A 23,831-nucleotide genomic window follows, 5' to 3' on the forward strand; every position below is an offset into this window, starting at 1 on the left:
CGCGGCGGGGGGGGCCCCCCCCCCCCCCCCCCCGGGCCCACGAAAGCGGAAGAACAACATGTCTGTACTCAGTTCACCATCCGAGTCGGCGACGCAGCCGCGTCCCGTCGGCCCTGCTCCGGCTCCGCGGCAGCGACGTGTCGGACGGAGGCGAAGCGTCGTGCGAAGGCGGGGAATCGTCGGAATGGCCTTCGTGGCGCCGTTCGCGATCGTCTTCGTCCTGTTCCTGATCGCGCCCCTCGCCTACGCCTTCTACCTCAGCCTCTACACGAAGGGGCTGGCGACGGGAACCACCTTCGCCGGACTCGGCAACTACATCCAGGCGTTCACCGACCCGCTGTTCCTGTCGGGCGTGTGGTTCGTCGTGCGCTTCGCCCTGGTGCTGATCCCGGTCCAGATGGCGGTGTCGCTGGCCGCCGCCCTCGTGCTCGACGCCGTCACGTCCAAATTCGCCACCCTGTCGCGGTTGTTCATCTTCCTGCCCTACGCCATTCCGGCCGTGATCGGCGCGCTGATGTGGGGGTTCCTCTACAGCCCCAACTTCGGGCCGCTGCAGCAACTGGCGAGCGTGTTCGGCGCCCAGGCGCCCAACCTGCTGGCGCACGGCACCGTCTTCTACGGCCTGGTGAACGTCGTGACCTGGCAATGGTCGGGCTACTACATGATCATCATCTACGCCGCCCTCCAGGGCATCGACCCAGCCCTCTACGACGCCGCTCACATGGACGGAGCGAACAGCTGGCAGATCGCCTTCCGCATCAAGGTGCCGCTCGTCACATCGTCGCTGATGCTCATCCTGGTGTTCGCGCTCATCGGGACGCTGCAGTTCTTCACCGAGCCAGAGGTCTTGCAGACGATCTCGAACGGCTCCATCACACCGGAGTTCACGCCGAACATCTACGCCTACACACTGGCGTTCTCCTACGGGCAGTTCAACTACGCCTCCGCGATCTCCTTCGCTCTCGGACTCGTCGTGTTCATCGCCGTCTACGTCTTCATGTTCTTCACCCGCAAGAGGGGATCCCTGTTCTCATGACCGCGCTCGACCGCACCCCCCGCCTCTCGCAGCGGAGCTCCCGCTTTGCGGATGGCGCCGCGCACCTCTTCCTCGCGGTGCTGGCGATCTACTTCCTCATCCCGCTCTGGTGGGTGATCGTGGCCAGCACCAAGGACGCGCACGGGCTGTTCTCCGGCCTCTCCGGCGCGCTGTGGTTCGACGACCACTTCGTCCTGTTCCAGAACATCTCCGAGCTGTTCACCTACAACGGCGGGATCTACCTGCGCTGGCTCGGCAACTCGGCGCTGTATGCCCTCGCCGGCGGCGGCGGCGCGACCGCGATCGCGGTGCTGGCCGGCTACGGCTTCGCCAAGTTCGAGTTCCGCGGGCGCAACTTCGCGTTCGCCCTGCTGCTCGGATCCGTCATGGTTCCGCTGACGGCGCTCGTGATCCCCACGTTCATCCTCTTCTCGAACGTGCACCTCACGAACACCGTCTGGGCTGTGATCCTCCCGTCGCTACTCAGCCCCTTCGGTGTGTACCTGATGCGCGTCTACTGCGCGGACGCAATCCCGGACGAACTGCTGGATGCCGCACGCATGGACGGCGCGGGCGAGTTGCGGATCTTCTTCCGGGTGGCCCTGCCCCTGATGCGCCCCGCCGTCGTGACCGTGCTCCTGCTGTCGGTGGTCGCGACCTGGAACAACTACTTCCTCCCGCTGGCGATGATCTCCTCGTCGAACCTCTACCCGCTCACGGTGGGCATCGGGTTGTGGCAGTCGCTCGCGTCCGCCAACAACAACGGCGGTCAGTCCCTGTGGAGCCTGATCATCTGCGGCGCTCTCGTCTCGATCGTGCCGCTCACCGTCGCGTTCGTGTCGCTCCAGCGCTATTGGCGTGGCGGCCTCTCATTGGGCAGCCTGAAGTAGCAAACTCTCTCCTACGGCCATCCGTCGACACGATGGGACCGGGCCCCGGAGAACCACCATGAGCGCCCGTCCGGTACGGCGCACCATCGCGAAGGAGCCGATCCATGGAGCAACGAGCGACGTTGAGAGACGTTGCCGCGCGCGCCGGGGTGTCGTTCAAGACCGTCTCGAACGTGGTCAACAACCAGGGCAAGATGTCGGAGGAGACCCGCCGGCGGGTGCGGGCCGCCATCGATGAGCTCGACTACCGGCCCAACCAGTCCGCCCGCGGCCTCCGCCTCGGGCGCACCGGCCTCATCGGCCTCGTCGTCCCCGATCTGCGGCTGTCGTACCATGCCTCGCTCAGTGCGCAGATCTTCGAGGCCGCCGAACGGCGTGGGCTGGTGCTGTTGATCGAGCAGACCGAGCTCGACCGCCGGCGCGAGATCGAGGCCCTCTCCAACGCGCGACGGCAGATGACGGACGGCGTCCTGTTCTACCCTGCGCTGCTGACGACCGAAGACGCCGACCTTCTGACGGGCTCGGGCCCGCTCGTTCTTCTCGGCGAGACGATCCAGACCGCGACAGTGGATCACGTGACCATCCAGAACGTCGAGGCCGCCAAGGCCGCGACCGAGTACCTGCTCGAACTCGGCCATCGCCGGATCGCCGCGGTCGGTGCGAGACCGGACGAGAAGGTCGGCGCCGCCGTCTTCCGACTGGAAGGCTACAAGGCCGGCCTGGAGGCCGCCGGGATCGCCTTCGATCCGCAATTGGTGGTCGAGGGCGGCCCCTGGCACCTGCGCGACGGAGCCCGTGCGGTTTCGGAACTTCTCGATCAGGGCGTCCCGTTCGACGCGATCTTCGCATTCAACGACACGCTGGCCCTGGGCGCGATCTACGCGCTGCAGGCCGCGGGGCTCCGCGTGCCGGCCGACGTCTCGGTCATCGGAATCGACAACGTCGAGGAGGCCGAGTTCTCCAGCCCCGCACTCACCACGATCGACGTCGGAAGCGCCGAGATCGCGGAGGCCGCTGTCGACGCCCTCGTCGCGCGGATCGGGCAGCCGGATGCGCCCACCCACGTGACCCGCGCCCGGTACCGGCTGGTCACCCGGGACTCCACCAGCCGCCGGCCTGCCACCACGTAACGGACCCGTCGCGGGGTTACCCTGTCCGCAGTCCCCCGGGTGCCCCCAACTCCCGAGAGCGCGCCAACAGCTCCGTCAGCGCCGTCACTGCGAACGGGACGAAGTCTTCGGTCGCGTCAGCGCGGAGCCACCGTTCGAAGCCCACGCGGAACGCCAGCAGCCCCAGCTCTGCTGCGAGCCGGGCGGTGAGTTCCTCGACGCCGTGCTCTTTCAGGGCTTGGACGATCGAAGCGGCGAGGTGGGCGAGCTTGAGCTGGCCTCGCTCTTCGAGTTCAGCGTTCCCTCTGGTGATCGCGATCCGGCGGAGCGCTGCGGCATGGCGTTGCGGGGTCATGACGGCGCCGACCGCGATGAGCGAGGAAGGCGTGCGGGTTCGCGACATCGCTGAGGCCATCGGCCGGCGTCTCGGTGTGCCGACAGAATCCCGGCTGCCGGAGGACCTGGGCATGCCGCTCGGCGCCGTGCTCGGCGCAGACATGCCTGCCTCCAGCGTCCCCAGCCGACAGCCGCTCTCCTGGGAGCCGACGCATCCCGGTCTGGTCGACGACATCGAACACGGCCACTACTTCGACTAGCCGAAGAGACCTCCCGTTCCGGATCGTCGCCGCGCCGCGTTGTCCGGCATCCGCGCACCCGGCAGAATGCTCGGGATGGGGGTCTCGATCGTCGTTCCCGCCGCGTGGGGGCGCACCTACTTCGCGCTGCAGGCGATCGCGGGCGCCGCGTGGTGGATCGCGGTGTTCGGCTCGCCGTTCGTGCGCACCGCGACGCTCGGCGCGCTCGATCCGGTCGCGGTAGCTGCGGCGGACGTCCCCCTCTTCGTCGCGGCGTCCGCCCTCGCAGCCGTGGGATGGCACCTGGCGGCGGTCGTCGCGACGGGCTGGACCGGGCTCGTCGCGGTCGGTCTGGTCGTGTATGCCACCGTCACCGCGGAGGCCGGCTGGGGCGTGCTCCTCATGCTCGGGGCGGCAGGATGCTCGCTCCTCGCGCTCTCGGCAGTACTCCTCGGGCGCCTGCCGGCCGAGTGGATCGTACGCGGACCGTTCCGCTTCCGCCCGGCCCGGGCGAACGCCTGCCGCGCTGCTCCTCGGGACGCTGGGCCAGATCGCGGTGTTCTGGTCGTTCTTCCTCGTCGTCCTGCCGCTGGCCGTCATGTTCCTGGAACGACGGTGGGGTGTCGGCGTCGACGTCCCGCCCGTGACGGCGGGCGTGGGCGCTGTCGTGCTGATCGCCGCGAGCGCGCTCGGCATCTGGTCGGCGGTGACGATGGCGACGCTCGGGGGCGGAACTCCGCTGCCGGTGGCGATGGCGCACCGGTTGGTCGTCGCGGGTCCCTACCGCTGGGTGCGCAACCCGATGGCCCTGGCCGGGATCGCCCAGGGCGTCGCCGTGGGACTCCTGATGGAGTCCTGGCTGGTGGTCGGCTACGCACTCGCGGGCTCGCTGGTTTGGAACACTCTGGTCCGCCCCTTCGAGGAGGCCGACCTGGAGGAGCGCTTCGGCGCCGGGTTCCGCGCCTACCGCGCGGAGGTGCGTTGCTGGCTGCCACGGGCGAAGCCGTGGTCCGCTCCCGCGGCGGCTCCGGGCGCCGCCGGGGTCCGTGACGGCGACGAACGAACCGCCGCCTAGGTAGCGGCCGGTCTACTCCGAGGGGTGGCCGTCCCGCCATCGCCGGGCGCATGCTTGCAGTACCCGATCGGGCGTCCGATCGGGTGCTGACTCCTGGATCGTGCGGAGGACGGCAGCGATGGTGAGCAGGACTCTGGAGACCGACTATCTGGTGGTCGGCGCCGGCGCGTCGGGGATGGCGTTCGCGGACTCCTGATCGCGGCGTCCGACGCCGACGTGATCATGGTGGATCGGCGGTTCGCGCCCGGCGGCCACTGGAACGACAGCTACCCCTTCATCCGGCTGCACCAGCCGTCCGCGTACTACGGCGTCGACTCGCTGCCGCTCGGCGCCGACACGATCGATACGACCGGAGTCAATGCCGGGATGTACGAGCGCGCGTCGGGGCGGGAGATCTGCGCGTACTACGAGCGGGCGATGAACGAGCGGCTCCTCGCCTCCGGTCGGGTCCGCTTCTTCCCGCAGCACGACTACGCCGGGCACGGGGAGGTCGTCTCCCGGCTGACCGGCGATCGCTTCGAAGTCGCCGTGCGCCGAGCCGTGGTCGACGCGGCCTACCTGGAGCCCCGTGTCCCCGCCACCAGCCCTCCCGCGTTCGAGGTGGAGGACGGCGTCCGCTGCGCGCCCGTGAACGAGCTGGCCCGCCAGGAGGAGCCCCCGGACGGTTACACCGTCGTCGGCGCAGGCAAGACGGGGGCCGACGCGATCCTCTACCTGCTGCAGAACGACGTCCCGCCAGCGATGATCCGCTGGATCAAGCCTCGCGAGGCCTGGTACCTGAATCGCCGGTTCACGCAGGGCGGCGAACTGCTCGCCACGCTGTTCGACGGACTCGCGCTGCAGGCGGAGGCGTGCGCGGAGGCCGGGTCGCAGAGCGAGCTCCTCGATCGCCTGGCCGAGACGGAGCAACTGCTGCGCGTCGACACCGACGTCGCTCCGACGATGTTCCGGAGTCCGACCGCCAGCACGGCCGAGATCGAGCAGCTCCGACGGGTCGAGGGGGTGACCCGCCAGGGACGGGTGCGTCGGATCGAGGCCGACACCATCCGGCTGGAAAGGAGCGCCATCCCCACGACGCGGGGAACCCTGCACGTCTACGCCGCGGCCGGCGGTCTCAACCCGGCGCCCGAGGTCCCGATCTTCGCTCCCGGACGGATCCGGCTGCAGTCGATGCGGATCGGCCTCACACCGTTCAACTCGTCGCTGATCGGCTACATCGAGGCGACGCGCTCGGACAACGCGGTCAAGAACCGTCTCTGCCCGCCCAACCGCCAGCCGGACACCCCCGCCGATTGGCTCCGCGGCACCCTCATCGGGTGGCAGGCCGACGCCGGCTGGGCCCGGGAACACGACATCGCGGAGTGGATGGACGGGGCACGGACCAACATCTCGCGCGGACTCCGGGAGCAGCGGTCACGCCCGGAGCTCGCCGCCGCCCTGGCGCGCTATCGTGCCGGCCTGGAGCCGGCGATCGCGAACCTGCACCGGCTCGTGGCAGGGGGACCGTCGTAGCGCCACGCCACGACGACGGGTCGGGCTATCCCGCGAGCAGCGCCTCGTGCGCGACCTCGAGCAGCCGGTCGGTGCGGAACTCCTCATGCGCGGTGACCGTGAGCACGGCGTCGTGCGCGTCGTCGACGATGACGTACTGGCCGTAACGCCCATCGAACCGCCACAGCCCCGAGGGGCCCTCCCAGGTGGCGATTCCGTAGTGCGCGAGCGACCCGGTGTTGCCGGTCTCGCGCCAGCCGGTGTGCATCCCGTCGATCCAAGCAGCGCCGACGATCCGCTCGCCGCGCCACTCGCCGCGGTCGCGCAGCACCCGTCCGATGCGGGCCAGCTCCTCGGTGCGCAGGAGAAGGCCGGTGCCCGCGACGATCCAGCCGAGCGGGCACCGCAGCCACTGCGGGTTGTCGATGCCGAGCGGGCCGAACAGTCGGGGCAGCAGCCAGTCGCGCACGTCGCCGACGGCCGCCCCGAGCATCCGCATCGCCACGTAGGTGCTGGAGTCCGTGTAGAGGAAACGCTCCCCGGGACCGCTGGTGGGGCGCCGGAGCATCTCCTGCGCCACGTCCGTACCCGGGACGGGCTCGTCGCCGAACCACTGGAAGTCGATGCCACTCGACATCGTGAGCAGGTCGCGCAGCGTCACCCGGTCGACACCGGCTCCGAGCTCGAGCTGCGGGAGCGCCTCGGCCACGGTCGTGTCGAGCGTCAGGATGCCCTCGTCCACCGCGATGCCCGCGGCGAGCGCGCTGACGCCCTTCGACACCGAGTACAGGTTGACCCGGTCGTCGCTGCGCCAGCGGTGCTGCGCCTCGTCGCCGCCCACGAGCGCGTGGGCGCCGTACGCGCCCAGCCCCTCCCGGTCGATGGTGCGGACGAAACGACTCAGGAGGGCGTCGGCGGCGGTCATGTCTACATTCTGGCGGTTCGGGCGGTCGCGGCCGCGACCTCCGCCGCCATCGGGGCGCCCGGGGCGCACGTGATCGTGACGAATAGAGTTGGATCACACCCTTCCACGAGCAGAGGAGCCCCCATGCGGACGGTCCGACTCGGCAACAGCGGTCTCGAGCTCAGCGGGATCGTGCTGGGCATGATGTCCTACGGCGACCCGGAGCGCGGCAGCCACCCGTGGAGCGTCGGCATCGACGACGCGCGGCCCTTCGTGCGCCGGGCCTTCGAAGCGGGCATCACGGCCTTCGACACGGCGAACGTGTACTCCCTCGGTTCCAGCGAGGAGATCACCGGCGCTCTGCTGGCCGAGCTCGGCCCGCGGGAGGAGGTCCAGATCCTCACGAAGGTGAACGGGCGGATGCGCGGCGGCCGCAATGGCGCCGGGCTCTCGCGCGCCGCCATCATGCACGAGATCGACGCGTCGCTCACCCGCCTCGGTACCGACTACGTGGACCTGTACCAGATCCACCGATTCGATCCCGACGTGCCGATGGAGGAGACCATGGAGGCGCTCCACGACGTCGTCAAGGCCGGCAAGGCCCGTTACATCGGTGCCTCCAGCATGTGGGCGTGGCAGTTCGCCGAACTCCAGCGGGTCGCCGAGCTGAACCACTGGACCCGCTTCGTCTCGATGCAGGACCAGTACAACCTGCTCGACCGCGAAGAGGAACGCGAGATGCACCCGTACTGCCGCGCCACCGGCGTCGGCGTGCTGCCCTGGAGCCCGCTCGCGCGCGGCCGCCTGACCCGCCCGTGGGACGCCCCCGGCTCGGGCACCCGCGCCGACACCGACGAGTTCGGCAAGACGCTGTATCGCACGCACGTGGAGTCGAACCGCGCCATCGTCGACGCGGTCGCCGCGATCGCGTCCTCGCGGGACGTGCCGATGGCGCAGGTCGCGCTGGCCTGGGTCGCCGGCCGCGACGCCGTGACCGCCCCGATCGTCGGCGCGACGAAGCCGCACCACATCGACGATGCGGTCGCGGCCCTCGACCTCGCACTCACCGAGGAGGAGGTCGCCCGGCTCGAGGCGGCATACACGCCCCGGGAGCCCGCGGGGTTCTGACGACGCGTGGGGGCGGATCATCCGAATCCTGGCGTCCCACGACCCGCCTCCGGCGGATTCCGCTCCGGCCAGGTGACAATGGCAGGGCCGGCCGTCACCTCCAGGCCGGCGGAGGAGTGATTCGAGTGAAGCCGCCCGTGCTGCCCGGCCCGCGGACGCCGGACGCCCCCGCGCGCACCGACACGCCGGCGCCGCTAGTGCCCCGGAGCCGTCCCGCTCGCCGCCACCCGCGCAGCGTCTACGTGCGCAGGCGGATCGTCGCCGGCACGCTCGCTCTCGGTGTCCTCCTCGTCATCGCCGTCGTCGCGTTCGCCGTGTTCTCGTTCGCCGACCTGGTCACCGGCCTGCACCGCTCCGACCTCGCCTCCGCCGCGGGCGGCGAGCAGAACATCCTGGTGATGGGGCTGGACAGCCGGCTGGACGAGAACGGCGACGCGCTCCCGGCCGACGTCTACAACGCGCTGCACGCCGGAAACCAGGACGACGGCGGCTACAACGCCAACGTGCTGATGCTCATCCACATCCCCGCCGACGGCGGCAAGGCGGTCGGGATCTCGATCCCGCGCGACGACTACGTGCCGCTGGCCGGCTCGCCGGACGGCGTCACGCACTCGAAGATCAAGGAGGCCTACGGGCTGCAGCTCGACCAGACGCTCACCGCACTGATGAAGGCCGGCAAGCTCAGCCGCGCCGACGCCTACCAGGAGGCCCGCGCAGCGGCCAGGCGGACCGAGATCGCCACCGTCTCGACGTTCCTCGGCGGGGTGCCGATCAACCACTTCATCGAGGTCACGATGGCGGCGTTCTACCAGGTGGCCCAGGCGGTGCAGCCGGTCACCGTGTGCATCGCCGAGGACACCAAGGACCCGTACTCCGGCGCGGACTTCTCGGCCGGCGTCCAGCAGCTGACCGCCTCGCAGGCGGTCAGCTTCGTGCGGCAGCGCCGGGACGAGAGCAACCCGTCGCTCAACTTCACCGACCTGGACCGCGAGCGCCGGCAGCAGGCGTTCATCGTCTCGCTCGCGACGAAGCTGAAGAAGGCGGACACCTTCGCCAACCCGGCGACCCTGGAGTCGCTGATCTCGGCGGCCAAGCAGAACATCGCCCTCGACTCCGGGCTGAACCTGCTCGACTTCGCGTCGGAGGCCTCCCACTTCGCCGGGGGGAACATCACGTTCAACACGCTGCCGATCGCGGGCTACGGCGTGAAGGACGGCAAGGACGTCAACCTCGTCGACACGAACCAGATCCACGCCGCCGTGCGGCAACTCCTGAACCCGGCCACCGCGAGCCCCGCCCCGGCGAAGGCGGCCCCGTCGAAACAGGCACAGGCGAAGGGGGCGAAAGCCACGCAACCGTCCGGCTCCGCGGCCGCGGCGCCGGCCCCGGCGGCCGGGGCCTCCGCCCCGAACGGAACCTATACGGATCCCACCGCGCCGCTCCCCTCCGGCGGAGTGCCCTGCGTGAAGTGAACGCGCTGGAACGGCTGCAGCTCACGCTCGAGGAAAGGTCCTTCCTCAGCGCACCTCGAACCCCGCCGCCAGCAGGTCGTCGTCGCGCGACGACGACCCGACCAGCAGCTCGAAGCCGCCCGCCTCGACGCGCCGCTCCCCCGCCGCGTCCACGATCGTGCACTCCGCCACCGGCAGCGTCACGCGCACCCGCGCCGACTCCCCCGGCGCCAGCTCCACCTGGCGGTATGTCTTCAGCTCCTTGTCGGCCCAGCTCACGCTCGTGACCTGGTCGCGCACGTACACCTGCACGGTCTCCCGGACCGGGCGCGAGCCGGTGTTCGTCACCGTCACCGACGCCTCGACGGAGTCCGCCACGCCGAGGGTGGCGGCAGCCAGCGTCAGGTCGCTGTAGGTCACCGTCGTGTACGACAGCCCCTCGCCGAACGCCCAGGTGGGCGACTGGGTGAGGTCCGCGTAGCGGTCGCCGTGCTGGCCGCGGATCTGGTTGTAGTAGGTCGGCTGCTGGCCGACATGGCGGGCGAAGGAGATCGGGAGACGGCCGGAGGGCTCCACCTCGCCGGCGATGAGCTCCGCGAGGGCCTGGCCGCCCTTCATGCCGGGGTTCGCGGCCCACAGGACCGCGGCGGCGCGAGCGACGGACGGCGGCAGCACCAGCGGCTTGGAGGCCAGCAGCACGACGATCACCGGCGTGCCGGTCGCGATCACCGCGTCCAGCAGCGCGTTCTGGCCGCCGATCAGCTCCAGCGTCGCGGTGGAGCGGCCCTCGCCGACGAGCTCGATCCGGTCGCCGACGACCGCGACCACCACGTCGGCCGCCTCCGCGGCGGTGACGGCCTCCGCGATCAGCTGCTCGTCCGGTGCGCACGGCACGACCACCCGGGGCCGGGGCTGGCCGTCCGGGAACGTCGAGCCGCGCGGGTCGTCCTCCAGGGTGAGGATGTCGGCGCCGCGGGCATGGGTGACCTCCCAGCCGTCGATCGCGTTCAGTCCGTCGAGGACCGTCGTGATCATCTCGCGCGGCTGGCCGTCGAGCCAGCCGGCCTGCCCGGAGCCTCCGGCCCAGTCGCCGAGCTGGGTCTGGGCGTCGTCGGCGAGTGGGCCGACCAGGGCCACGCGGAGCGGCGACGAAGCCGCGAGCGGCAGCGTGCCGTCGTTCTCCAGCAGCACGATCGAGCGGCGCGCGACCTCCAGGTTGAGCTCGGCGTGGTCCGCGCTGCCGACCACGGCGTCCAGGTCGGGCGACGGGAGGCGCGGGTCCTCGAACAGGCCGAGGTCGAACTTCAGCGTGAGGATGCGGGCGACGGCGGCGTCGAAGGCGTCCTCCGCGAGCATCCCGCGCTCGACGGCCTCCAGGGCGCCCTCGTAGAAACGCGGCGTCGTCATCACCATGTCGTTGCCCGCCTTCACCGCCGCGGCCGCGGCGTGGGCGTAGTCGGGCTGGACCTTCTGCTCCCAGACCATCCGGCCGACGTTGTCCCAGTCGGTGATGAGGGTGCCGGTGTAGCCCCACTCGCCGCGCAGCACCTCGCTGAGCAGCCAGTCATTCACGGTGATCGGCACGCCGTCGGTGCTCTGGTAGCCGAGCATGAAGGTGCGGCAGCCCTCCCGGGCGACGCGCTCGAACGGCGGCAGGAACCAGCTCCGCAGCTTCCGCCGGGAGATGTCGGCCTCGCTCGCGTCGCGGCCGCCCTGCGTCTCCGAGTAACCGGCGAAGTGCTTCGCCGTCGCGAGGATCGCGGTCGGGTCGTCCAGCCCGGTCCCCTGGTAGCCGCGGACCATTGCGCTGGCGAGCTCGCCGATGAGGAAGGGGTCCTCGCCGAACGTCTCGCTGATGCGTCCCCAGCGCAGGTCGCGGGCGATGCACAACACCGGCGAGAAGGTCCAGTGCACACCGGTGACGGCGACCTCCTCCGCGCTGGCGCGGGCGACGCGCTCGATCAGTTCGGCGTCCCACGATGCGGCCATGCCGAGCTGGGTCGGGTAGATCGTGGCGCCCGGCCAGAACGAGTGGCCGTGGATGCAGTCCTCGCCGACCAGCAGCGGGATCCGCAGCCGGGTCTGCGCCGTGAGCCGGTTGGCCTCCAGGATGCGCTCCGGGGAGGTGTGCAGGATGGAGCCGACGTGGCGGCGCAGGACGTGGTCCTCCAGGTCGTCGCGCGCGTCCAGCTGGAGCATCTGACCGACCTTCTCCTCCACCGTCATGCGGTCGAGGAGGTCGCGGACGCGCTCGGCGGTCGTCAGCGACGGGTCCTGGTACGGAAGGGTCTCCTCTGCAACGGCGGTGGTGGTGGACGGGAGGATCGAGGTCATGCGGTGTTGCTTTCCGGGGTCGCTGCGGCCGGGGCCGTCGTGGAGGTCGTGCGCACCTGGGTGACGGCGGCGTTGAGGTTCATGCCCTTGCGCTTCATCGCGCGGGCGCGCTCGCCCGCCGAGCGCAGGCGCGGGTTGACGTATTCGTCGATGCCGAAGTTGATCAGGGCGAGGGAGACACCGAGCAGCGCGATGCACAGGCCGGCGGGGACGTACCACCACCAGTAGTCCGGGAACGCGTTATTCTGCTGCGCCCAGAACAGGATGGTCCCCCAGTTCAGGTTCGACACCGGGATGACGCCGATGAACGCGAGCGTGGTCAGTCCCAGCACCGCGGCCGTCATAGTGCCGACGAAGCTGGAGGCGATGATCGCCAGCAGGTTGGGCAGCATCTCCACCAGGATCACCCGGTGCAGTGGCTCGCCGTTCGCCCGGGCGGCCTGGATGAAGTCGCGGTTGCGCAGCGACATGGTCTGCGCGCGCAGCACGCGTGCGCCCCACGCCCAGCCGGTCAGGCCGAGCACCGCGGCGATGAGCGGCAGCGGCGGGTCCTGGAACTGCGAGGCGACGATGATCATCAGCGGCAGGCCGGGGATGACGAGGAACACGTTCGACAGCGCCGACAGCGACTCGCTCTTCCAGCCGCGCAGGTACCCGGCGGTGACGCCGACGACGATCGCGACGACCGTGGCCATGATCGTCGCCAGGAAGCCCACGACGAGCACGCCGCGGGTGCCGTAGACGAGCTGGCTGAAGACGTCCTGGCCGATGTGCGTCGTGCCGAGCAGGTGCGTGAACGACGGCGGCTGCAGCGTCTCCTTCAGGTTCTGCGCGTTCGGGTCGTACGGGGCGATCAGCGGAGCGAAAATCGCGACGAGCACGAACACGCCCAGGATGATCAGGCCGGCGGCCGACTTCGGGTTGCTGAACATGGCCAGCGAGGCCTTCAGCTGCGACCAGAAGGTGGTCTTCTTCGGCGCGGGCGGCTCGGGGGTCACCGCCTGGATATAGGCGGTCTGGGGCAGAGTCATGATCAGGCCTCCGTCTGGCGGGTGCGCGGGTCGAGGATGGCGTACGCGATATCGGCGATGATGTTCGCGATCAGGACGGCGAGCACGAGCACCAGGAAGATTCCCTGCATGAGCGCATAGTCCTTGGCGTTGGTCGCGTTGAGCAGAAGCAGGCCGATGCCGGGATAGGAGAACACCATCTCCATCACGATCGTGCCGCTGACGATGAAGCCGAGCGCGAGAGCGAAGCTCTGGATCTGCGGCAGCACCGCGTTGCGGGCGGCGTACCGCCACAGCACGCGCCGGTCGGGCATGCCCTTCGCCTGCGCGACGGTGATGTAGTCCTCGTCGAGCACGGTGAGCATCATGTTGCGCATCCCGAGCACCCAGCCGCCGAGCGAGACGACCACGATGGTGGCCATCGGGAGGGCGCCGTGCGAGAGCACCTGACTGATGAAGTCGGCGTTCCAGCCCGGGTCCACGCCCAGCTCGTAGGCGTGCCCCGCGGGGAACCAGCCGAGCGTCGTGGAGAAGATCGCGATGAAGATCAGGCCGAGCCAGAAGTACGGGATCGTGCCGAGGAAGGTCGTGATCGGGATGAAGACGTCCAGCCTGCCGCCGCGCCGCCAGCCGATCACGGCGCCGAGGGCGGTGCCGATCAGGAACGAGACCACGGTGGCGAAGCCGACCAGGCCGAGCGTCCACGGCAGCGCGGACGCGATCGCGTCGCCCACCGGCGCCATGCCCGTCGAGATGGAGACGCCGAGGTTACCGTGCAGCAGCATGTTCCAGTAGTCGAGGTACTGCTGCCAGAGCGGCACCGACTTGTCGACGCCGAACAGCAGGCGCAGCGCCTTCTCGGCGTCCGGGGTCAGCTGCCCCTGGCTGCGCGCCATATAAGACGACACGGCGTCGCCCTTCATCAGGCGCGGGATGAAGAAGTTGATCGTGATGGCCGCCCAGAGCGTGAACACGTAGAAGGCCACCCTGCCGCCGATGAACCGCCACGGGACGCGGACGCCGCGGCGCTCCGCGCGGGTGGCGGTGGTTCCGACGAGGGTCGGGTCGACGGGGGCGGAGTCTGCTCTCACGGTCTCCGTGCCCACTCTCTCGGTGCCTACTGTCTCAGCGCTCACAGCGCACCTCCTGCGGTCTGTGCGGTCAGGGCGCCGAAGTGCTTCTCCGGGTCGGGGGACGCGGCGCGGAGCTCGCGGGTGTAGGGGTCCTGCGGGCGGAGGATGACGTCGTCGGCGGGGCCGTGCTCGACGATCCTGCCCTGGTTGAGGACGATGATCTCGTCGCTGAAGTGCCGCGCGGTGGCCAGGTCGTGGGTGATGTAGAGCACGCCGAGCCCTTCCTCGCGCTGGAGGTCGGCGAGCAGGTTGAGCACGCCGACGCGCAGCGACACGTCGAGCATCGACACCGGCTCGTCGGCCACCAGCAGGGTCGGCCGGGAGGCCAGCGCGCGGGCGATGGCCACGCGCTGGCGCTGGCCGCCGGAGAGCTCGTGCGGCCGGCGGTCGATCACGGCGTCCGCGTCGAGCTGGACGCGGCGCAGCAGGCGCCGCACCTCGTCGTCCACCTCGTTCTTCGGGACGACGTGGTCCAGCCGGAGCGGGCGCTCGATGTGGTGCCGGATCGTGTGCGACGGGTTCAGCGAGGCGAACGGGTCCTGGAACACCATCCGCAGCTGCTGGCGGTACTGCCGCAGCCGCTTGCCCGAGCGCGGGATCGGGGCGCCGTCCAGCAGCACGTCGCCGCGGGTGGGCGTCTCGAGCTGGGTGAGGATCTTCGCGATGGTGGACTTGCCGCTGCCGGACTGGCCGACCAGACCGATCGTCTGGCGCTGGCCCAGCGTGAAGCTGACGTCGTCCAGGGCCTTCAGCTGCCCGGAGCCGCGGACGTTGTAGATCTTCGTGACGTTTCGGAACTCGAGCGTGGTCATCGGACGACCACTCCTCTCTCGCCGGTGAGGCGCGGGAACGACTGCAGCAGCTTCTGCGTGTACTCGTGCTGCGGGTTCGTCCAGATCTGCTCGGCGGTGGCGAGCTCCACGATCTCCCCGTCGCGCATGATCGCGATCCGGTCGCTGATCTCCAGCAGCAGCGGGAGGTCGTGGGTGATGAAGACGACGGAGAAGCCGAAGTCATGGCGGAGCTGGGAGATCTGCTTGAGGATCTCGCGCTGCACGAGCACGTCCAGCGCGGTCGTCGGCTCGTCCATGACCATGAGCTGCGGGCGGAGGGCGAGGGCCATCGCGATCATCACGCGCTGGCGCATGCCGCCGGAGAGCTCGTGCGGGTAGGAGCGCAGCCGCTGGCCGCCCACCTTCACGATCTCCAGGAGCTCGATGACGGCCGCGCGGCGTTCGGCCCGGCTCATGCCCGGCCGGTGCACCTGGAAGACGTCGTCGAGCTGCGAGCCGATGGTCGCCACCGGGTTGAGGGCGTTCATCGCCCCCTGGAAGACCATCGAGGTCTTGTCCCAGCGGAAGCGTCGCATCTCCTCCGCGTCGAGGGCGTTGATGTCGATGTCCTCGCCGCTCTCGTCGTGGAAGACGACGCTGCCGCTGGTGATCACGGCCGGGGGCTTGAGGAGGCGCTGCACCCCGTAGGCGAGGGTGGTCTTGCCGCAGCCGCTCTCGCCGGCGAGGCCGACGATCTCGCCGCGCTTGATGTCGAGGGAGACGTTCTTGACCGCCGCGACCGGCGGGTCGACGTCGTACACGACCGAGAAGTCGCGCACGGAGAGAAGGGAGTCTGTCATGGCGTCGCTTTCATGCTGTCCGCGGTCGCCCGGGGCGGACGACGGCTCGAGGCCGTCGCCCACCCCGGACGGTTGGGCTGAGGTCGCGCGAGGCGACTACTTGCCCGCGGGCTTCAGGTTCATCAGCACCTGGACGGCCGACGGCTGGGTCGGGTCGGCGGTCGCGTACTGGTCCTGCTCGCTCGGCCAGCCGACGAACTTCCGGGTGTTGTACTGCGCGAGCTGCGGGTGGGTGCCGATCGGGATCGCCGGGACGTCGTCCACGAAGATCTTCTGCAGCTTGGCCAGGGCCGCGGTGCGGGCGCTGTCGTCGGACGCCTGCGCGTACTCCTTCAGCAGGGCGGTCGCCTGCGGGTTGCTGTAGCGGCCGAAGTTGTCCGAGACCTTGCCGCCTGCGGCCTGGTCGAGGTAGCTGCTGTTCATGACATCGTCGTAGATGTGCCACGGGTTCGAGCCGGAGCCGGTCCAGTGCAGCACGGCGTCGAAGTTGCCGGACGCGACGTTGGCGAACCAGGTGTCGGCGTCCGGGGTGGCGACCTTCGCGTCGATGCCGAGCGTGGTCTTGAGCTGCGTCGCGACGAGCTGGATGCCCGTGACGTAGTCGTTCCAGCCCTGCGGGTCCTGCAAGGTGAAGGAGACCGCCTTGCCGGACGGGTCGGTCAGCGCGCCGGACTTCCAGGTGTAGCCGGCGCCGGTGAGGACCTTCTTGGCCCCGTCGACGTCGATCTTGAAGGTCTGGTCCTTGTAGTCGGACGCGATGTACTGGTCACCGGTCGGCTGCGGGATGCCCGTCACGTTGGTCAGCTCGGGGCCGGCGTTGCCGCGCGCCGTCACGGCGTGCGCCTTGCGGTCGATGACCATGTTGACGGCCTTGCGGAGCGCCACGTCGTTGAACGGCGCCTTCGCGGTGTTGACCACGATCATGTCCGGGCTCAGGACGTTGGCGCCCCAGAACACGTTGTGCTTCGGGTCCTTGTCCACGTAGTTCTTCTGGTAGTCCGTGATGAAGATCTGCGCCCAGTCGGTCTCGCCGCTCTGCAGTGCGCGGAGGAGGCCGGTGTTGTCGTTGTACTCGAGGTACTTGAGCTGGGCCACCGGGACGGTGCCCTTCCAGTAGTCCTTGCGCGCCTGGAGGACGACGCCCTGCGACGAGAAGGACTTGATCGTGTACGGGCCGGTGCCGACAGCGTTCGTCACCGGGTCCTTCGTCGCGTCGGCGACGGACTTCCACTGGTGCTCGGGAACGATCGGGACCTGCAGCACGTCGCCCTGCTTGACGAACTTGGACTCGCTGAAGCTCAGGACGACGTTGTTCCCGTCCTTCTTGATGTCCGCCAGCTTGAGGCCGCCCAGGTCGAGGGCTGGCGTGCTCTTGATCAGGTTGTAGGTGAAGATGATGTCGTCGGCGGTGAACGCCTTGCCGTCGCTCCACTTGACGTTCGAGCGCGGGGTGACGGTGAGCTGGGTGTAGTCCGCGTTCCACTGCACCTTCGAGGCGAGCCACGGCGTGGTCTCGTTCTTGCCGACCGGGTTGACGATCGCGAGGGGCTCGTAGATCATCCGGTCGTAGCCGAGCGACATGCCCGAGCCGGTGGTGATGAACGGGTTGTTGATCTGGGTCGCCAGAACGGCCGCGCCGTCCGGCTTGGCCACGGTGAGCGAGCCGGTGCTGCCGGCGCCGGCGCCGGACTTGCCGTCGGACGAGCAGCCGGTCAGCGCAAGCGCGCCGACGGCGGCGATCGCCGATGCCGTGATCAGATACTTGGTAAGCCTCATTGCTTCTCCTTCGTGGCGGACACATCCGTTGTGTCCTGATGCTGCGGAATGTCGGCTGACGATAACTTGCTTACTGGTCAGAAAGCAAGTTGGTTGAGGTGAGGTTACTGGCTGGTAAGCTCGGCCGCAACCAGCACGGCAGGAGCGACGGAAATGGCCATCCACGGCAGCGGCACCGGTACCCGTCCGGAGACCGAGCAGAAGCGCGTCGACATCCTGCACGCGGCCATCGAGACGTTCGGCACGAAGGGGTCCACGAACGGCACGCTCGCCGACATCGCCGAGCAGGTGGGGATGACGCACGCCGGCGTCCTGCACCACTTCGGCTCCAAGAACAACCTGCTGCTTGAAGTGCTGGAGTTCCGCGACAGGGACGACGTGGCCCACCTCGCCGACCAGCACATCCCCGGCGGCCCGGCGCTCTTCGCGCACCTCGTCGCCACCGCCCAGCGCAACACGCTGCGGCCCGGGATCGTCCAGGTGTTCACCGTGCTCTCGGCGGAGTCCGTCACCGAGGGTCACCCCGCGACGGCGTACTTCCAGGAGCGGTACCGCAACCTCCGGGCGGAGGTCGACGCCGCGTTCCGCGCGCTCTGCGCCCAGGAGGGTGTGACCGCGCCGGCCACGATCGACCGGGCCGCGGCCTCCATCCTCGCCGTCATGGACGGGCTCCAGCTGCAGTGGCTGCTCGACCCGGCCGCCGTCGACCTCGCGGGGGCGAGCGAGTTCGCCATCGAGGCGATCGTGAACGGGGTCCTGCGCCCCGGCCCGGAGCTGAACTCGTACGTGCACGACGCCTGACAGCGCCGGCCGCCGGACATTTCGGCACGAATGTCGCCTTTGGCGCGGCCAGAGCCGACATTCGGCACGAATCGTGGTGCCTGCAACGTTGTAAAGTGAGCCGGGGAGACGAGAGACGGGGGTACCGTGGCCGCGACGATGCACGACGTCGCCCGGCTCGCCGAGGTGTCGATCAAGACGGTGTCGAATGTCATCAACGACTACCCCTACGTCCGCGAGGAGACCCGGCGGCGCGTCCTCGACGCCATCGCGACGCTCGGATACACGCCGAACCTCTCGGCCCGCAGCCTGCGGTCGGGGCGCACCGACGTCATCGCGCTGATGATCCCCGACCTCCGCAACGCCTACTTCGCCGAGCTGGCCGACTCCGTGATGCGGGCGGCGGCGGAGCGCGGTCTGACCGTCCTCATCGAGCAGTTCGGGAGCGACCGCGAGCGCGAGATCGAAACGCTGCGGCGACCGCGACCGCAGCTCGTCGACGGCGTGCTCTACAGCGTGCTCGCGCTCGACCAGAACGACGTCGACATCATCGCGGGGATGCCCGTCCCGGTCGTCCTCCTCGGCGAGCGGATCTTCAACGGGCCGCGCGACCACGTCACCATGCGCAATGTCGAGGGCGCCCGCGCCGCCACCGAGCATCTGATCGGGCTCGGCCGCCGCCGCGTCGTCGCGTTCGGCGCCCACCCCGGCGAGGTGATCGGCTCGGCGGCGCTGCGCCTCGACGGTTACCGGGAGGCCCTCGCCGCGGCCGGCCTGCCGTACGACGACGACCTCGTGGTCCCGGTGGACTCCTGGCACCGGCGCACCGGAGCGGACGCGATGCGCGACCTGCTCGCGCGTGGCGTGGAGTTCGACGCCGTCGTCGCGTTCAACGACGCCATCGCCCTCGGAGCGCTCCGCGTGCTCCAGGAGTCCGGCCTGCGGGTACCCGAGGACATCGCCGTGATCGGCTTCGACGACATCGACGAGACACAGTACTCGATGCCGACCCTCTCCACGATCGACCCCGGCCGCGAGGAGATCGCGCGCACCGCCGTCGAGTTGCTCGCACGGCGCATCGACGGGGGCTCCGCCCCGTTCACGCCGGAGGAGATCCTCGTCCCGTACCGGCTCATCGCCCGCGAATCCACCGCACTCGCCGGCGATTGACAGCGCCACCACATCGCGATTCCGTCTGACCTCCTTCGCTCGGATATCGGACTGGGCCGACCGAACAAGCCAGAGCTGAGATAGTGGGAGTCGTGGAGATGCGGCGTGGGATGAAGGCAATCGGAATGACCGGGCAACCTCGGAGAGGCCGATTCTTCATCCTCGCGGTCGCGCTGCTAATTCTTTCGGCGGCGGCGGCGGCGCTGGGGGTGGTCGTGTTGACCAGTGAGATTCAGGCCGCGACCCTGTTGCAGTGCGCGGACCCAAAGGACGTACGGTGCAGTGACGACTTCTTCGCAGGGAGGCGTGGCGCGCAGCATCTCTGGGGAACTGTGCTGATCGGCGTCGCGCTTCTGTCGAGCTTCGGCGCGGGCATTGCCGTGGTGCTGGCGGCGCGGAGGCCGGTGGAATCCGCGCCGCCGACACTGTTCTAGCTAGTTCGTCAACGGCACCCAGCCGGGGTTGTTGTCGAAGTAGGCGCGCACGTTGGCGAAGTAGCCCACGGATGAACACTTGCGGTCTTTGTCTGTTGGCATTCCGTTGCACGGGCGTTCATTCCCGCCCCCGTTGATGCCGCTGATAATTCCGACTTGCAGCGCGCCGCCCCCTATCGCACCGACAAGGACCGGTCCGCCACTGTCGCCGTGGCCGAACAACGGCCCACCAGAGATGCTTCGGACGGTGACCAGGTTGTTATAGCAGGAGCCACCGAAGTAGCAGACCACATCGTTCGTGGATTGCACTTTCGCGTCGCAGGCGAGGCCGGAGAAAGCGCCACTGGGGCACACGATGTCACCAGTGACGGGGTAATAGGCGCCCTTGATGTTGATGTAGCTGCCGTCGTTATGGTTGCCGACATATGTGTTGCCTTGATAGCTCTGTCCACCCAGGCGACGGATGTCGGAGCCGCCGGAGTTCCCGCTCTGCAATGTCCCGACCGCCCAATTACTGCTTCCGGCTTGGCCCGAACGCCATGCCTCCCCCGTCCCCCCGCAGTGATCGGCAGTCAGCATGGCGACAGCGTTGTAGCCAGGCTGCCGGTTGATGACCGGGAACGCTGACGTGCAGGAGATGCCGGCCGAGTTGTAGATGCGAGAGCCACCCCAGAAGGCTGCGCCGTCTCCCCATCGCCAGCCATTGGTCTGCTTCGGCGCAGCGCTGGTGGTGGCGAACTCGAGCGGCACTGGGCTGGTGGCCCGGAGTTCTTCCCGGCCCACGCCGACCTCCCGTCTCATCGTGGCGTTTTCGACGAGGGCGACGGTCAGTCCCGAGTTGTTTGCCGTGGTACTCACCGATGCGATCGGCATGCCTGCTGCGACCCCGTCAGTGGCGAGTGCGAATGCAAGCTCACGCAACTCCGTCGCACGGTAGCGGTCCTGAACAAGCTCGTAGGCATCACCGAAAGCTTCTTTCAGGGCGGGTTCGATCACGCTCCCATCCCCGTCCACGACATGGATGTCGAGCACGCCGGATTCCGCATCCCACGTGAGGTCGTTGATCTTCTCCCCCGCGGGCGAAGCGGCAAGTTCCTGGATCGCCGCTCGCGTTGCCGGGGGGATTCCCTTCGTGTCAGGCCACGCGCTTATCGGAGCTGGATCTCTCGGCGGCGCCGGGCTGGTCGCGGCACGAGCGGGCTCCAGGGAATTGATCCCGACCCCGGTCGTCACCAGCAGAGCAAGAACTCCGACGCACTTGGTCCATTTGTTTCGCATGATTCCCCTTCGAAGGTGTGAGCGACCGATCAACCTTTGACCTTGCCGGGATTCTTCTCATAAAACCTTTACATTTTGAACTGACATCGCAGATGCGAGCCCGGCTCCCATCGCACCGCCTCTCGGCGGAAGTCCATTTGACACGGTCACATCGCGACAGCGATCATGTTCTTTACAACGTTGTAGAACTAGGAAGCAGACATGCCGGAAACCCACATCGCCCTCGACCGCTCCTCCCGCGTCGCGACCATCGACCGCCGCCTCTTCGGCTCGTTCGTGGAGCACCTCGGCCGCTGCGTCTACGACGGCATCTACGAACCGGGGCACCCGACCGCGAACGAGGACGGCTTCCGACTCGACGTGGTCGAGCTGGTCAAGGAGCTCGGCTCGACCACCATCCGCTATCCCGGCGGCAACTTCGTCTCCGGCTTCCGCTGGGAGGACAGCGTCGGCCCGCGCGAGCAGCGCCCGGTGCGCCGCGACCTCGCCTGGCACTCGCTGGAGACCAACCAGGTGGGGCTGGACGAGTTCTCGCGCTGGCTGAAGCTGACCGGCTCCGAGCTGATGCTCGCGGTCAACCTCGGCACCCGCGGCATCGAGCAGGCGCTCGACCTGCTGGAGTACGCCAACCACCCGTCGGGGACCGCCCTCAGCGACCAGCGCATCGCCAACGGCACGGTCGAGCCGCACAACATCCGGATGTGGTGCCTCGGCAACGAGATGGACGGCCCGTGGCAGACCGGGTATCTGACCGCCGACGACTACGGCAAGCTCGCCGCCCGCACCGCGGCCGCCATGAAAATGGCCGACAAAGACCTGGAGCTCGTCGCCTGCGGCTCGTCCGGCTCCGGGATGCCGACCTTCGGCGACTGGGAGCGCACCGTCCTGGAGCACGCCTACGACCACGTCGACTTCATCTCCGCGCACGCCTACTACCAGGAGCGCGGCGGCGACCTCGGGTCGTTCCTGGCCTCCTCAGTGGACATGCAGTACTTCATCGACACGGTCGTCGCCGCGGCGGACCACGTCGGCAGCAAGCGCAAGAGCGCCAAGAAGATCGCGATCTCCTTCGACGAGTGGAACGTCTGGTACCTCGACGAGCACCAGGCCTCCGAGGAGGTCAACGACGAGTGGCGCGTCGCGCCGCGCCAGCTGGAGGACGTCTACTCGGTCGCCGACGCGGTGGTCGTGGGAAACCTGCTGATCACGCTCCTGAAGAACCACGACCGGGTGCGCAGCGCGTCCCTCGCCCAGCTCGTCAACGTGATCGCACCCATCATGACCGAGCCCGGCGGCGCGGCCTGGCGGCAGACGACGTTCTTCCCGTTCTCGGTGACCAGCCGGCTCGCCCGGGGCGAGGTGCTGCGTCCGGCCGTCCGCACCGGCAGCTACGAGACCACGGTGCACGGCACGGCGGACGTCGTGGACGCGGTGGCGACGCACGACGCTGCGACCGGTGCGTCGGCGGTGTTCCTGGTGAACTGCAGCCTCACCGAGACGGAGACCGTCACGATCGACGTCCGCGACCTCGGCGCGAGTGCGGTGCGGGAGGCGCTGAGCCTGTTCGACGACGACGTCTACGCCAAGAACACGCTCGCGGAGCCCGAGCGTGTCGGACTCCGCGCCAACACCACGGCGGCCCTCACGGACGGCGTGCTGACGGTGGAGCTGCCCCCGGTCTCCTGGACCGCGGTCGCGCTCGGCTGACGGTTCGGCCCGGAGCGGGCGCACCCGGAGTTGGCGCGAGGGCGGTCTCGCATGTTAGATATATACGATGACCGCCCGGATGTTCTCCCAGCTCTGCGCCACCGTCGCGATCGCTGCGGTGACCGTGCTGATCGGGCGCTCGATGCACGATGTCGCCACGGTGATCGTCTTCGCGGTGGGCGTGCTGGCGACCATCCTGTCGGCCTTCCGGGTGCGCTCCCTCCGCGTCAAGCACCTCGCGGAACGGGAACGCCGTGTCCCCCAAAATGCCGCTACAAACGATCGGGGAAATCCGTCAAGCTCGACCTGATGAGCAGTCAGCAGCAGTGGGGGGTCGGCTCGGACGTGGTCAGCGAGACTGTACTGCGCCCGTTCCGCGATCTGTTCGCGCGCGGGCTCACGGCGGTGCTCGCGCTGACCACACCGGTCTTCGCCGTGCTGTACTGGCTCACCATCCCGAGCGGCGCCTGGAGTTACGTGCTGTTCGCCCACGTGCTGGTCGTGATCGCGACGGTCCTCGGGGTGTACGCGTTCCTCAGCGCGACGATCACGCTCCGGCCCGGCAGCGTCCGGGAGCGCGGCTTCTTCGGCCAGACCCGGATCGTGCGTTCTCTCGACGTCGCCTCCATCCTGCTCGTGCGCCTGTACGACGGCAGCACGCTCGACACGGTCCCCCAGCTCTTCGTCCTCGGCCGCGACGGCCGGGTGCTCCTCCGGATGCGCGGGCAGTTCTGGTCGGTGGAGGACATGGAGCTAGTCGCGGAGGAGCTCGATGTTCCGGTGACGCGGCCCGAGGACATCCTGACCATGACGCAGCTGCGGCGCCGTTCGCCCGAGCTGCTGTACTGGTTCGAACGGATGCCGCGGTTCCGTTAGGGCGACCCGGGAGTCTAGGGCGACCCGGGAGTATCGTCAGC

Annotated in this window: 24 protein-coding genes; 14 read left to right on the top strand and 10 right to left on the bottom strand. The window is 69.1% G+C overall.

The annotated features are described in order from the left end of the window. Positions 1 to 160 precede the first annotated feature (160 nt). From AC1ROW_RS07485 to AC1ROW_RS07495, 3 genes are all read left to right on the top strand, one after another. Positions 161 to 1,036 carry a carbohydrate ABC transporter permease gene (locus AC1ROW_RS07485; protein ID WP_493018200.1) on the top strand — a complete coding sequence of 292 codons (876 nt, stop codon included), beginning with the start codon at positions 161 to 163 and terminating at the stop codon, positions 1,034 to 1,036. Further along, complete coding sequence (locus AC1ROW_RS07490; protein ID WP_493018201.1) at positions 1,033 to 1,926, top strand: carbohydrate ABC transporter permease; 894 nt, start codon at positions 1,033 to 1,035, stop codon at positions 1,924 to 1,926. The genes AC1ROW_RS07485 and AC1ROW_RS07490 overlap by 4 nt, the downstream gene beginning before the upstream one ends. A 104-nt stretch (positions 1,927 to 2,030) precedes the next feature. Next, positions 2,031 to 3,056 (top strand): LacI family DNA-binding transcriptional regulator, encoded by a 1,026-nt coding sequence (locus AC1ROW_RS07495; protein WP_493018202.1) that lies wholly within the window; start codon positions 2,031 to 2,033, stop codon positions 3,054 to 3,056. 16 nt (positions 3,057 to 3,072) lie between these two features. On the opposite strand, the gene AC1ROW_RS07500 is transcribed toward AC1ROW_RS07495, so the two are convergent. After that, complete coding sequence (locus AC1ROW_RS07500) at positions 3,073 to 3,390, bottom strand: hypothetical protein (protein WP_493018203.1); 318 nt, start codon at positions 3,388 to 3,390, stop codon at positions 3,073 to 3,075. On the opposite strand from AC1ROW_RS07500, the gene AC1ROW_RS07505 reads away from it, so the two are divergent. Then, positions 3,389 to 3,631, top strand: a complete 243-nt coding sequence (locus AC1ROW_RS07505; RefSeq protein ID WP_493018204.1) for a nucleoside-diphosphate sugar epimerase — start codon at positions 3,389 to 3,391, stop codon at positions 3,629 to 3,631. The two genes, AC1ROW_RS07500 and AC1ROW_RS07505, sit on opposite strands and share 2 nt — an antisense overlap. A gap of 116 nt (positions 3,632 to 3,747) precedes the next feature. Here the strand turns inward: AC1ROW_RS07505 and AC1ROW_RS07510 are convergent, their stop codons facing one another. Then, a complete protein-coding gene (locus AC1ROW_RS07510; RefSeq protein ID WP_493018205.1) occupies positions 3,748 to 4,014 on the bottom strand; it encodes a hypothetical protein in 267 nt (88 codons plus the stop codon). Positions 4,015 to 4,166: 152 nt separating this feature from the next. On the opposite strand from AC1ROW_RS07510, the gene AC1ROW_RS07515 reads away from it, so the two are divergent. Then, positions 4,167 to 4,685 carry a methyltransferase family protein gene (locus AC1ROW_RS07515; RefSeq protein WP_493018206.1) on the top strand — a complete coding sequence of 173 codons (519 nt, stop codon included), beginning with the start codon at positions 4,167 to 4,169 and terminating at the stop codon, positions 4,683 to 4,685. A gap of 216 nt (positions 4,686 to 4,901) precedes the next feature. Further along, on the top strand, positions 4,902 to 6,197 hold the full coding sequence (locus AC1ROW_RS07520; RefSeq protein ID WP_493018207.1) for a pyridine nucleotide-disulfide oxidoreductase: 1,296 nt from the start codon (positions 4,902 to 4,904) through the stop codon (positions 6,195 to 6,197). A 25-nt stretch (positions 6,198 to 6,222) separates the two neighbouring features. Here the strand turns inward: AC1ROW_RS07520 and AC1ROW_RS07525 are convergent, their stop codons facing one another. Next, positions 6,223 to 7,101, bottom strand: a complete 879-nt coding sequence (locus AC1ROW_RS07525; RefSeq protein ID WP_493018208.1) for a serine hydrolase domain-containing protein — start codon at positions 7,099 to 7,101, stop codon at positions 6,223 to 6,225. A gap of 123 nt (positions 7,102 to 7,224) precedes the next feature. Here AC1ROW_RS07525 and AC1ROW_RS07530 point away from each other — a divergent pair, with 123 nt between their 5' ends. Further along, positions 7,225 to 8,208, top strand: a complete 984-nt coding sequence (locus AC1ROW_RS07530) for an aldo/keto reductase (RefSeq protein ID WP_493018209.1) — start codon at positions 7,225 to 7,227, stop codon at positions 8,206 to 8,208. A 125-nt stretch (positions 8,209 to 8,333) separates the two neighbouring features. Further along, positions 8,334 to 9,680, top strand: coding sequence for an LCP family protein (locus tag AC1ROW_RS07535; protein WP_493018210.1), 1,347 nt, complete (start codon positions 8,334 to 8,336; stop codon positions 9,678 to 9,680). Between the two features lie 45 nt (positions 9,681 to 9,725). Here the strand turns inward: AC1ROW_RS07535 and AC1ROW_RS07540 are convergent, their stop codons facing one another. From AC1ROW_RS07540 to AC1ROW_RS07565, 6 genes are all read right to left on the bottom strand, one after another. Continuing rightward, the gene (locus AC1ROW_RS07540) at positions 9,726 to 11,993 is read right to left on the bottom strand and encodes an exo-beta-d-1,3/1,6-glucosidase (RefSeq protein ID WP_493018211.1); all 2,268 of its coding nucleotides are present in this window, start codon (positions 11,991 to 11,993) and stop codon (positions 9,726 to 9,728) included. Next, positions 11,990 to 13,024 carry an ABC transporter permease gene (locus AC1ROW_RS07545; RefSeq protein WP_493018212.1) on the bottom strand — a complete coding sequence of 345 codons (1,035 nt, stop codon included), beginning with the start codon at positions 13,022 to 13,024 and terminating at the stop codon, positions 11,990 to 11,992. Before AC1ROW_RS07545 ends, AC1ROW_RS07540 begins: the two co-directional genes overlap by 4 nt. 2 nt (positions 13,025 to 13,026) lie before the next feature. Beyond that, complete coding sequence (locus tag AC1ROW_RS07550; protein WP_493018213.1) at positions 13,027 to 14,094, bottom strand: ABC transporter permease; 1,068 nt, start codon at positions 14,092 to 14,094, stop codon at positions 13,027 to 13,029. A 41-nt stretch (positions 14,095 to 14,135) separates the two neighbouring features. After that, positions 14,136 to 14,948, bottom strand: a complete 813-nt coding sequence (locus AC1ROW_RS07555) for an ABC transporter ATP-binding protein (RefSeq protein WP_493018214.1) — start codon at positions 14,946 to 14,948, stop codon at positions 14,136 to 14,138. Continuing rightward, positions 14,945 to 15,769 (bottom strand): ABC transporter ATP-binding protein, encoded by an 825-nt coding sequence (locus AC1ROW_RS07560; protein WP_493018215.1) that lies wholly within the window; start codon positions 15,767 to 15,769, stop codon positions 14,945 to 14,947. Before AC1ROW_RS07560 ends, AC1ROW_RS07555 begins: the two co-directional genes overlap by 4 nt. A 96-nt stretch (positions 15,770 to 15,865) precedes the next feature. Beyond that, positions 15,866 to 17,545, bottom strand: a complete 1,680-nt coding sequence (locus tag AC1ROW_RS07565; RefSeq protein WP_493018216.1) for an ABC transporter substrate-binding protein — start codon at positions 17,543 to 17,545, stop codon at positions 15,866 to 15,868. 153 nt (positions 17,546 to 17,698) lie between these two features. On the opposite strand from AC1ROW_RS07565, the gene AC1ROW_RS07570 reads away from it, so the two are divergent. The 3 genes from AC1ROW_RS07570 to AC1ROW_RS07580 all read left to right on the top strand — a co-directional run bounded on the left by AC1ROW_RS07570 (position 17,699) and on the right by AC1ROW_RS07580 (position 19,929). Then, positions 17,699 to 18,346, top strand: a complete 648-nt coding sequence (locus AC1ROW_RS07570; RefSeq protein WP_493018217.1) for a TetR/AcrR family transcriptional regulator — start codon at positions 17,699 to 17,701, stop codon at positions 18,344 to 18,346. A 126-nt stretch (positions 18,347 to 18,472) separates the two neighbouring features. Further along, positions 18,473 to 19,495: a LacI family DNA-binding transcriptional regulator gene (locus AC1ROW_RS07575; protein ID WP_493018218.1), complete on the top strand. Its 1,023-nt coding sequence runs from the start codon at positions 18,473 to 18,475 to the stop codon at positions 19,493 to 19,495. A 125-nt stretch (positions 19,496 to 19,620) separates the two neighbouring features. Continuing rightward, on the top strand, positions 19,621 to 19,929 hold the full coding sequence (locus tag AC1ROW_RS07580) for a hypothetical protein (RefSeq protein WP_493018219.1): 309 nt from the start codon (positions 19,621 to 19,623) through the stop codon (positions 19,927 to 19,929). Here AC1ROW_RS07580 and AC1ROW_RS07585 read toward each other — a convergent pair whose 3' ends face one another. Further along, on the bottom strand, positions 19,930 to 21,207 hold the full coding sequence (locus tag AC1ROW_RS07585) for a chymotrypsin family serine protease (RefSeq protein ID WP_493018220.1): 1,278 nt from the start codon (positions 21,205 to 21,207) through the stop codon (positions 19,930 to 19,932). It lies immediately after the preceding gene. Between the two features lie 201 nt (positions 21,208 to 21,408). Between AC1ROW_RS07585 and arfA the strand changes: the two genes are divergently transcribed. The 3 genes from arfA (at position 21,409) to AC1ROW_RS07600 (ending at position 23,790) form a co-directional block, all read left to right on the top strand. Then, positions 21,409 to 22,914, top strand: a complete 1,506-nt coding sequence (gene arfA / locus AC1ROW_RS07590) for an arabinosylfuranosidase ArfA (RefSeq protein ID WP_493018221.1) — start codon at positions 21,409 to 21,411, stop codon at positions 22,912 to 22,914. Between the two features lie 67 nt (positions 22,915 to 22,981). Next, the gene (locus AC1ROW_RS07595; RefSeq protein ID WP_493018222.1) at positions 22,982 to 23,224 is read left to right on the top strand and encodes a hypothetical protein; all 243 of its coding nucleotides are present in this window, start codon (positions 22,982 to 22,984) and stop codon (positions 23,222 to 23,224) included. Next, positions 23,224 to 23,790, top strand: a complete 567-nt coding sequence (locus AC1ROW_RS07600) for a hypothetical protein (protein WP_493018223.1) — start codon at positions 23,224 to 23,226, stop codon at positions 23,788 to 23,790. The genes AC1ROW_RS07595 and AC1ROW_RS07600 overlap by 1 nt, the downstream gene beginning before the upstream one ends. Positions 23,791 to 23,831: the final 41 nt, after the last annotated feature.

It is taken from the genome of Leifsonia sp. GW821-FHT13C09, assembly GCF_058806435.1.

What these genes read in the sequence shown, in the direction of transcription:
- AC1ROW_RS07570 (WP_493018217.1), top strand. Translation starts at nt 17,699, where the DNA reads ATGGCCATCCACGGCAGCGGCACCGGTACCCGTCCGGAGACCGAGCAG.
- AC1ROW_RS07560 (WP_493018215.1), bottom strand. Translation starts at nt 15,769, where the DNA reads ATGACAGACTCCCTTCTCTCCGTGCGCGACTTCTCGGTCGTGTACGAC.
- AC1ROW_RS07500 (WP_493018203.1), bottom strand. Translation starts at nt 3,390, where the DNA reads ATGACCCCGCAACGCCATGCCGCAGCGCTCCGCCGGATCGCGATCACC.
- AC1ROW_RS07490 (WP_493018201.1), top strand. Translation starts at nt 1,033, where the DNA reads ATGACCGCGCTCGACCGCACCCCCCGCCTCTCGCAGCGGAGCTCCCGC.
- AC1ROW_RS07510 (WP_493018205.1), bottom strand. Translation starts at nt 4,014, where the DNA reads ATGAGGAGCACGCCCCAGCCGGCCTCCGCGGTGACGGTGGCATACACG.
- AC1ROW_RS07495 (WP_493018202.1), top strand. Translation starts at nt 2,031, where the DNA reads ATGGAGCAACGAGCGACGTTGAGAGACGTTGCCGCGCGCGCCGGGGTG.
- AC1ROW_RS07555 (WP_493018214.1), bottom strand. Translation starts at nt 14,948, where the DNA reads ATGACCACGCTCGAGTTCCGAAACGTCACGAAGATCTACAACGTCCGC.
- AC1ROW_RS07565 (WP_493018216.1), bottom strand. Translation starts at nt 17,545, where the DNA reads ATGAGGCTTACCAAGTATCTGATCACGGCATCGGCGATCGCCGCCGTC.
- AC1ROW_RS07530 (WP_493018209.1), top strand. Translation starts at nt 7,225, where the DNA reads ATGCGGACGGTCCGACTCGGCAACAGCGGTCTCGAGCTCAGCGGGATC.
- AC1ROW_RS07525 (WP_493018208.1), bottom strand. Translation starts at nt 7,101, where the DNA reads ATGACCGCCGCCGACGCCCTCCTGAGTCGTTTCGTCCGCACCATCGAC.
- AC1ROW_RS07600 (WP_493018223.1), top strand. Translation starts at nt 23,224, where the DNA reads ATGAGCAGTCAGCAGCAGTGGGGGGTCGGCTCGGACGTGGTCAGCGAG.
- AC1ROW_RS07595 (WP_493018222.1), top strand. Translation starts at nt 22,982, where the DNA reads ATGACCGCCCGGATGTTCTCCCAGCTCTGCGCCACCGTCGCGATCGCT.
- AC1ROW_RS07505 (WP_493018204.1), top strand. Translation starts at nt 3,389, where the DNA reads ATGACGGCGCCGACCGCGATGAGCGAGGAAGGCGTGCGGGTTCGCGAC.
- AC1ROW_RS07585 (WP_493018220.1), bottom strand. Translation starts at nt 21,207, where the DNA reads ATGCGAAACAAATGGACCAAGTGCGTCGGAGTTCTTGCTCTGCTGGTG.
- AC1ROW_RS07540 (WP_493018211.1), bottom strand. Translation starts at nt 11,993, where the DNA reads ATGACCTCGATCCTCCCGTCCACCACCACCGCCGTTGCAGAGGAGACC.
- AC1ROW_RS07545 (WP_493018212.1), bottom strand. Translation starts at nt 13,024, where the DNA reads ATGACTCTGCCCCAGACCGCCTATATCCAGGCGGTGACCCCCGAGCCG.
- arfA (WP_493018221.1), top strand. Translation starts at nt 21,409, where the DNA reads ATGCCGGAAACCCACATCGCCCTCGACCGCTCCTCCCGCGTCGCGACC.
- AC1ROW_RS07580 (WP_493018219.1), top strand. Translation starts at nt 19,621, where the DNA reads ATGACCGGGCAACCTCGGAGAGGCCGATTCTTCATCCTCGCGGTCGCG.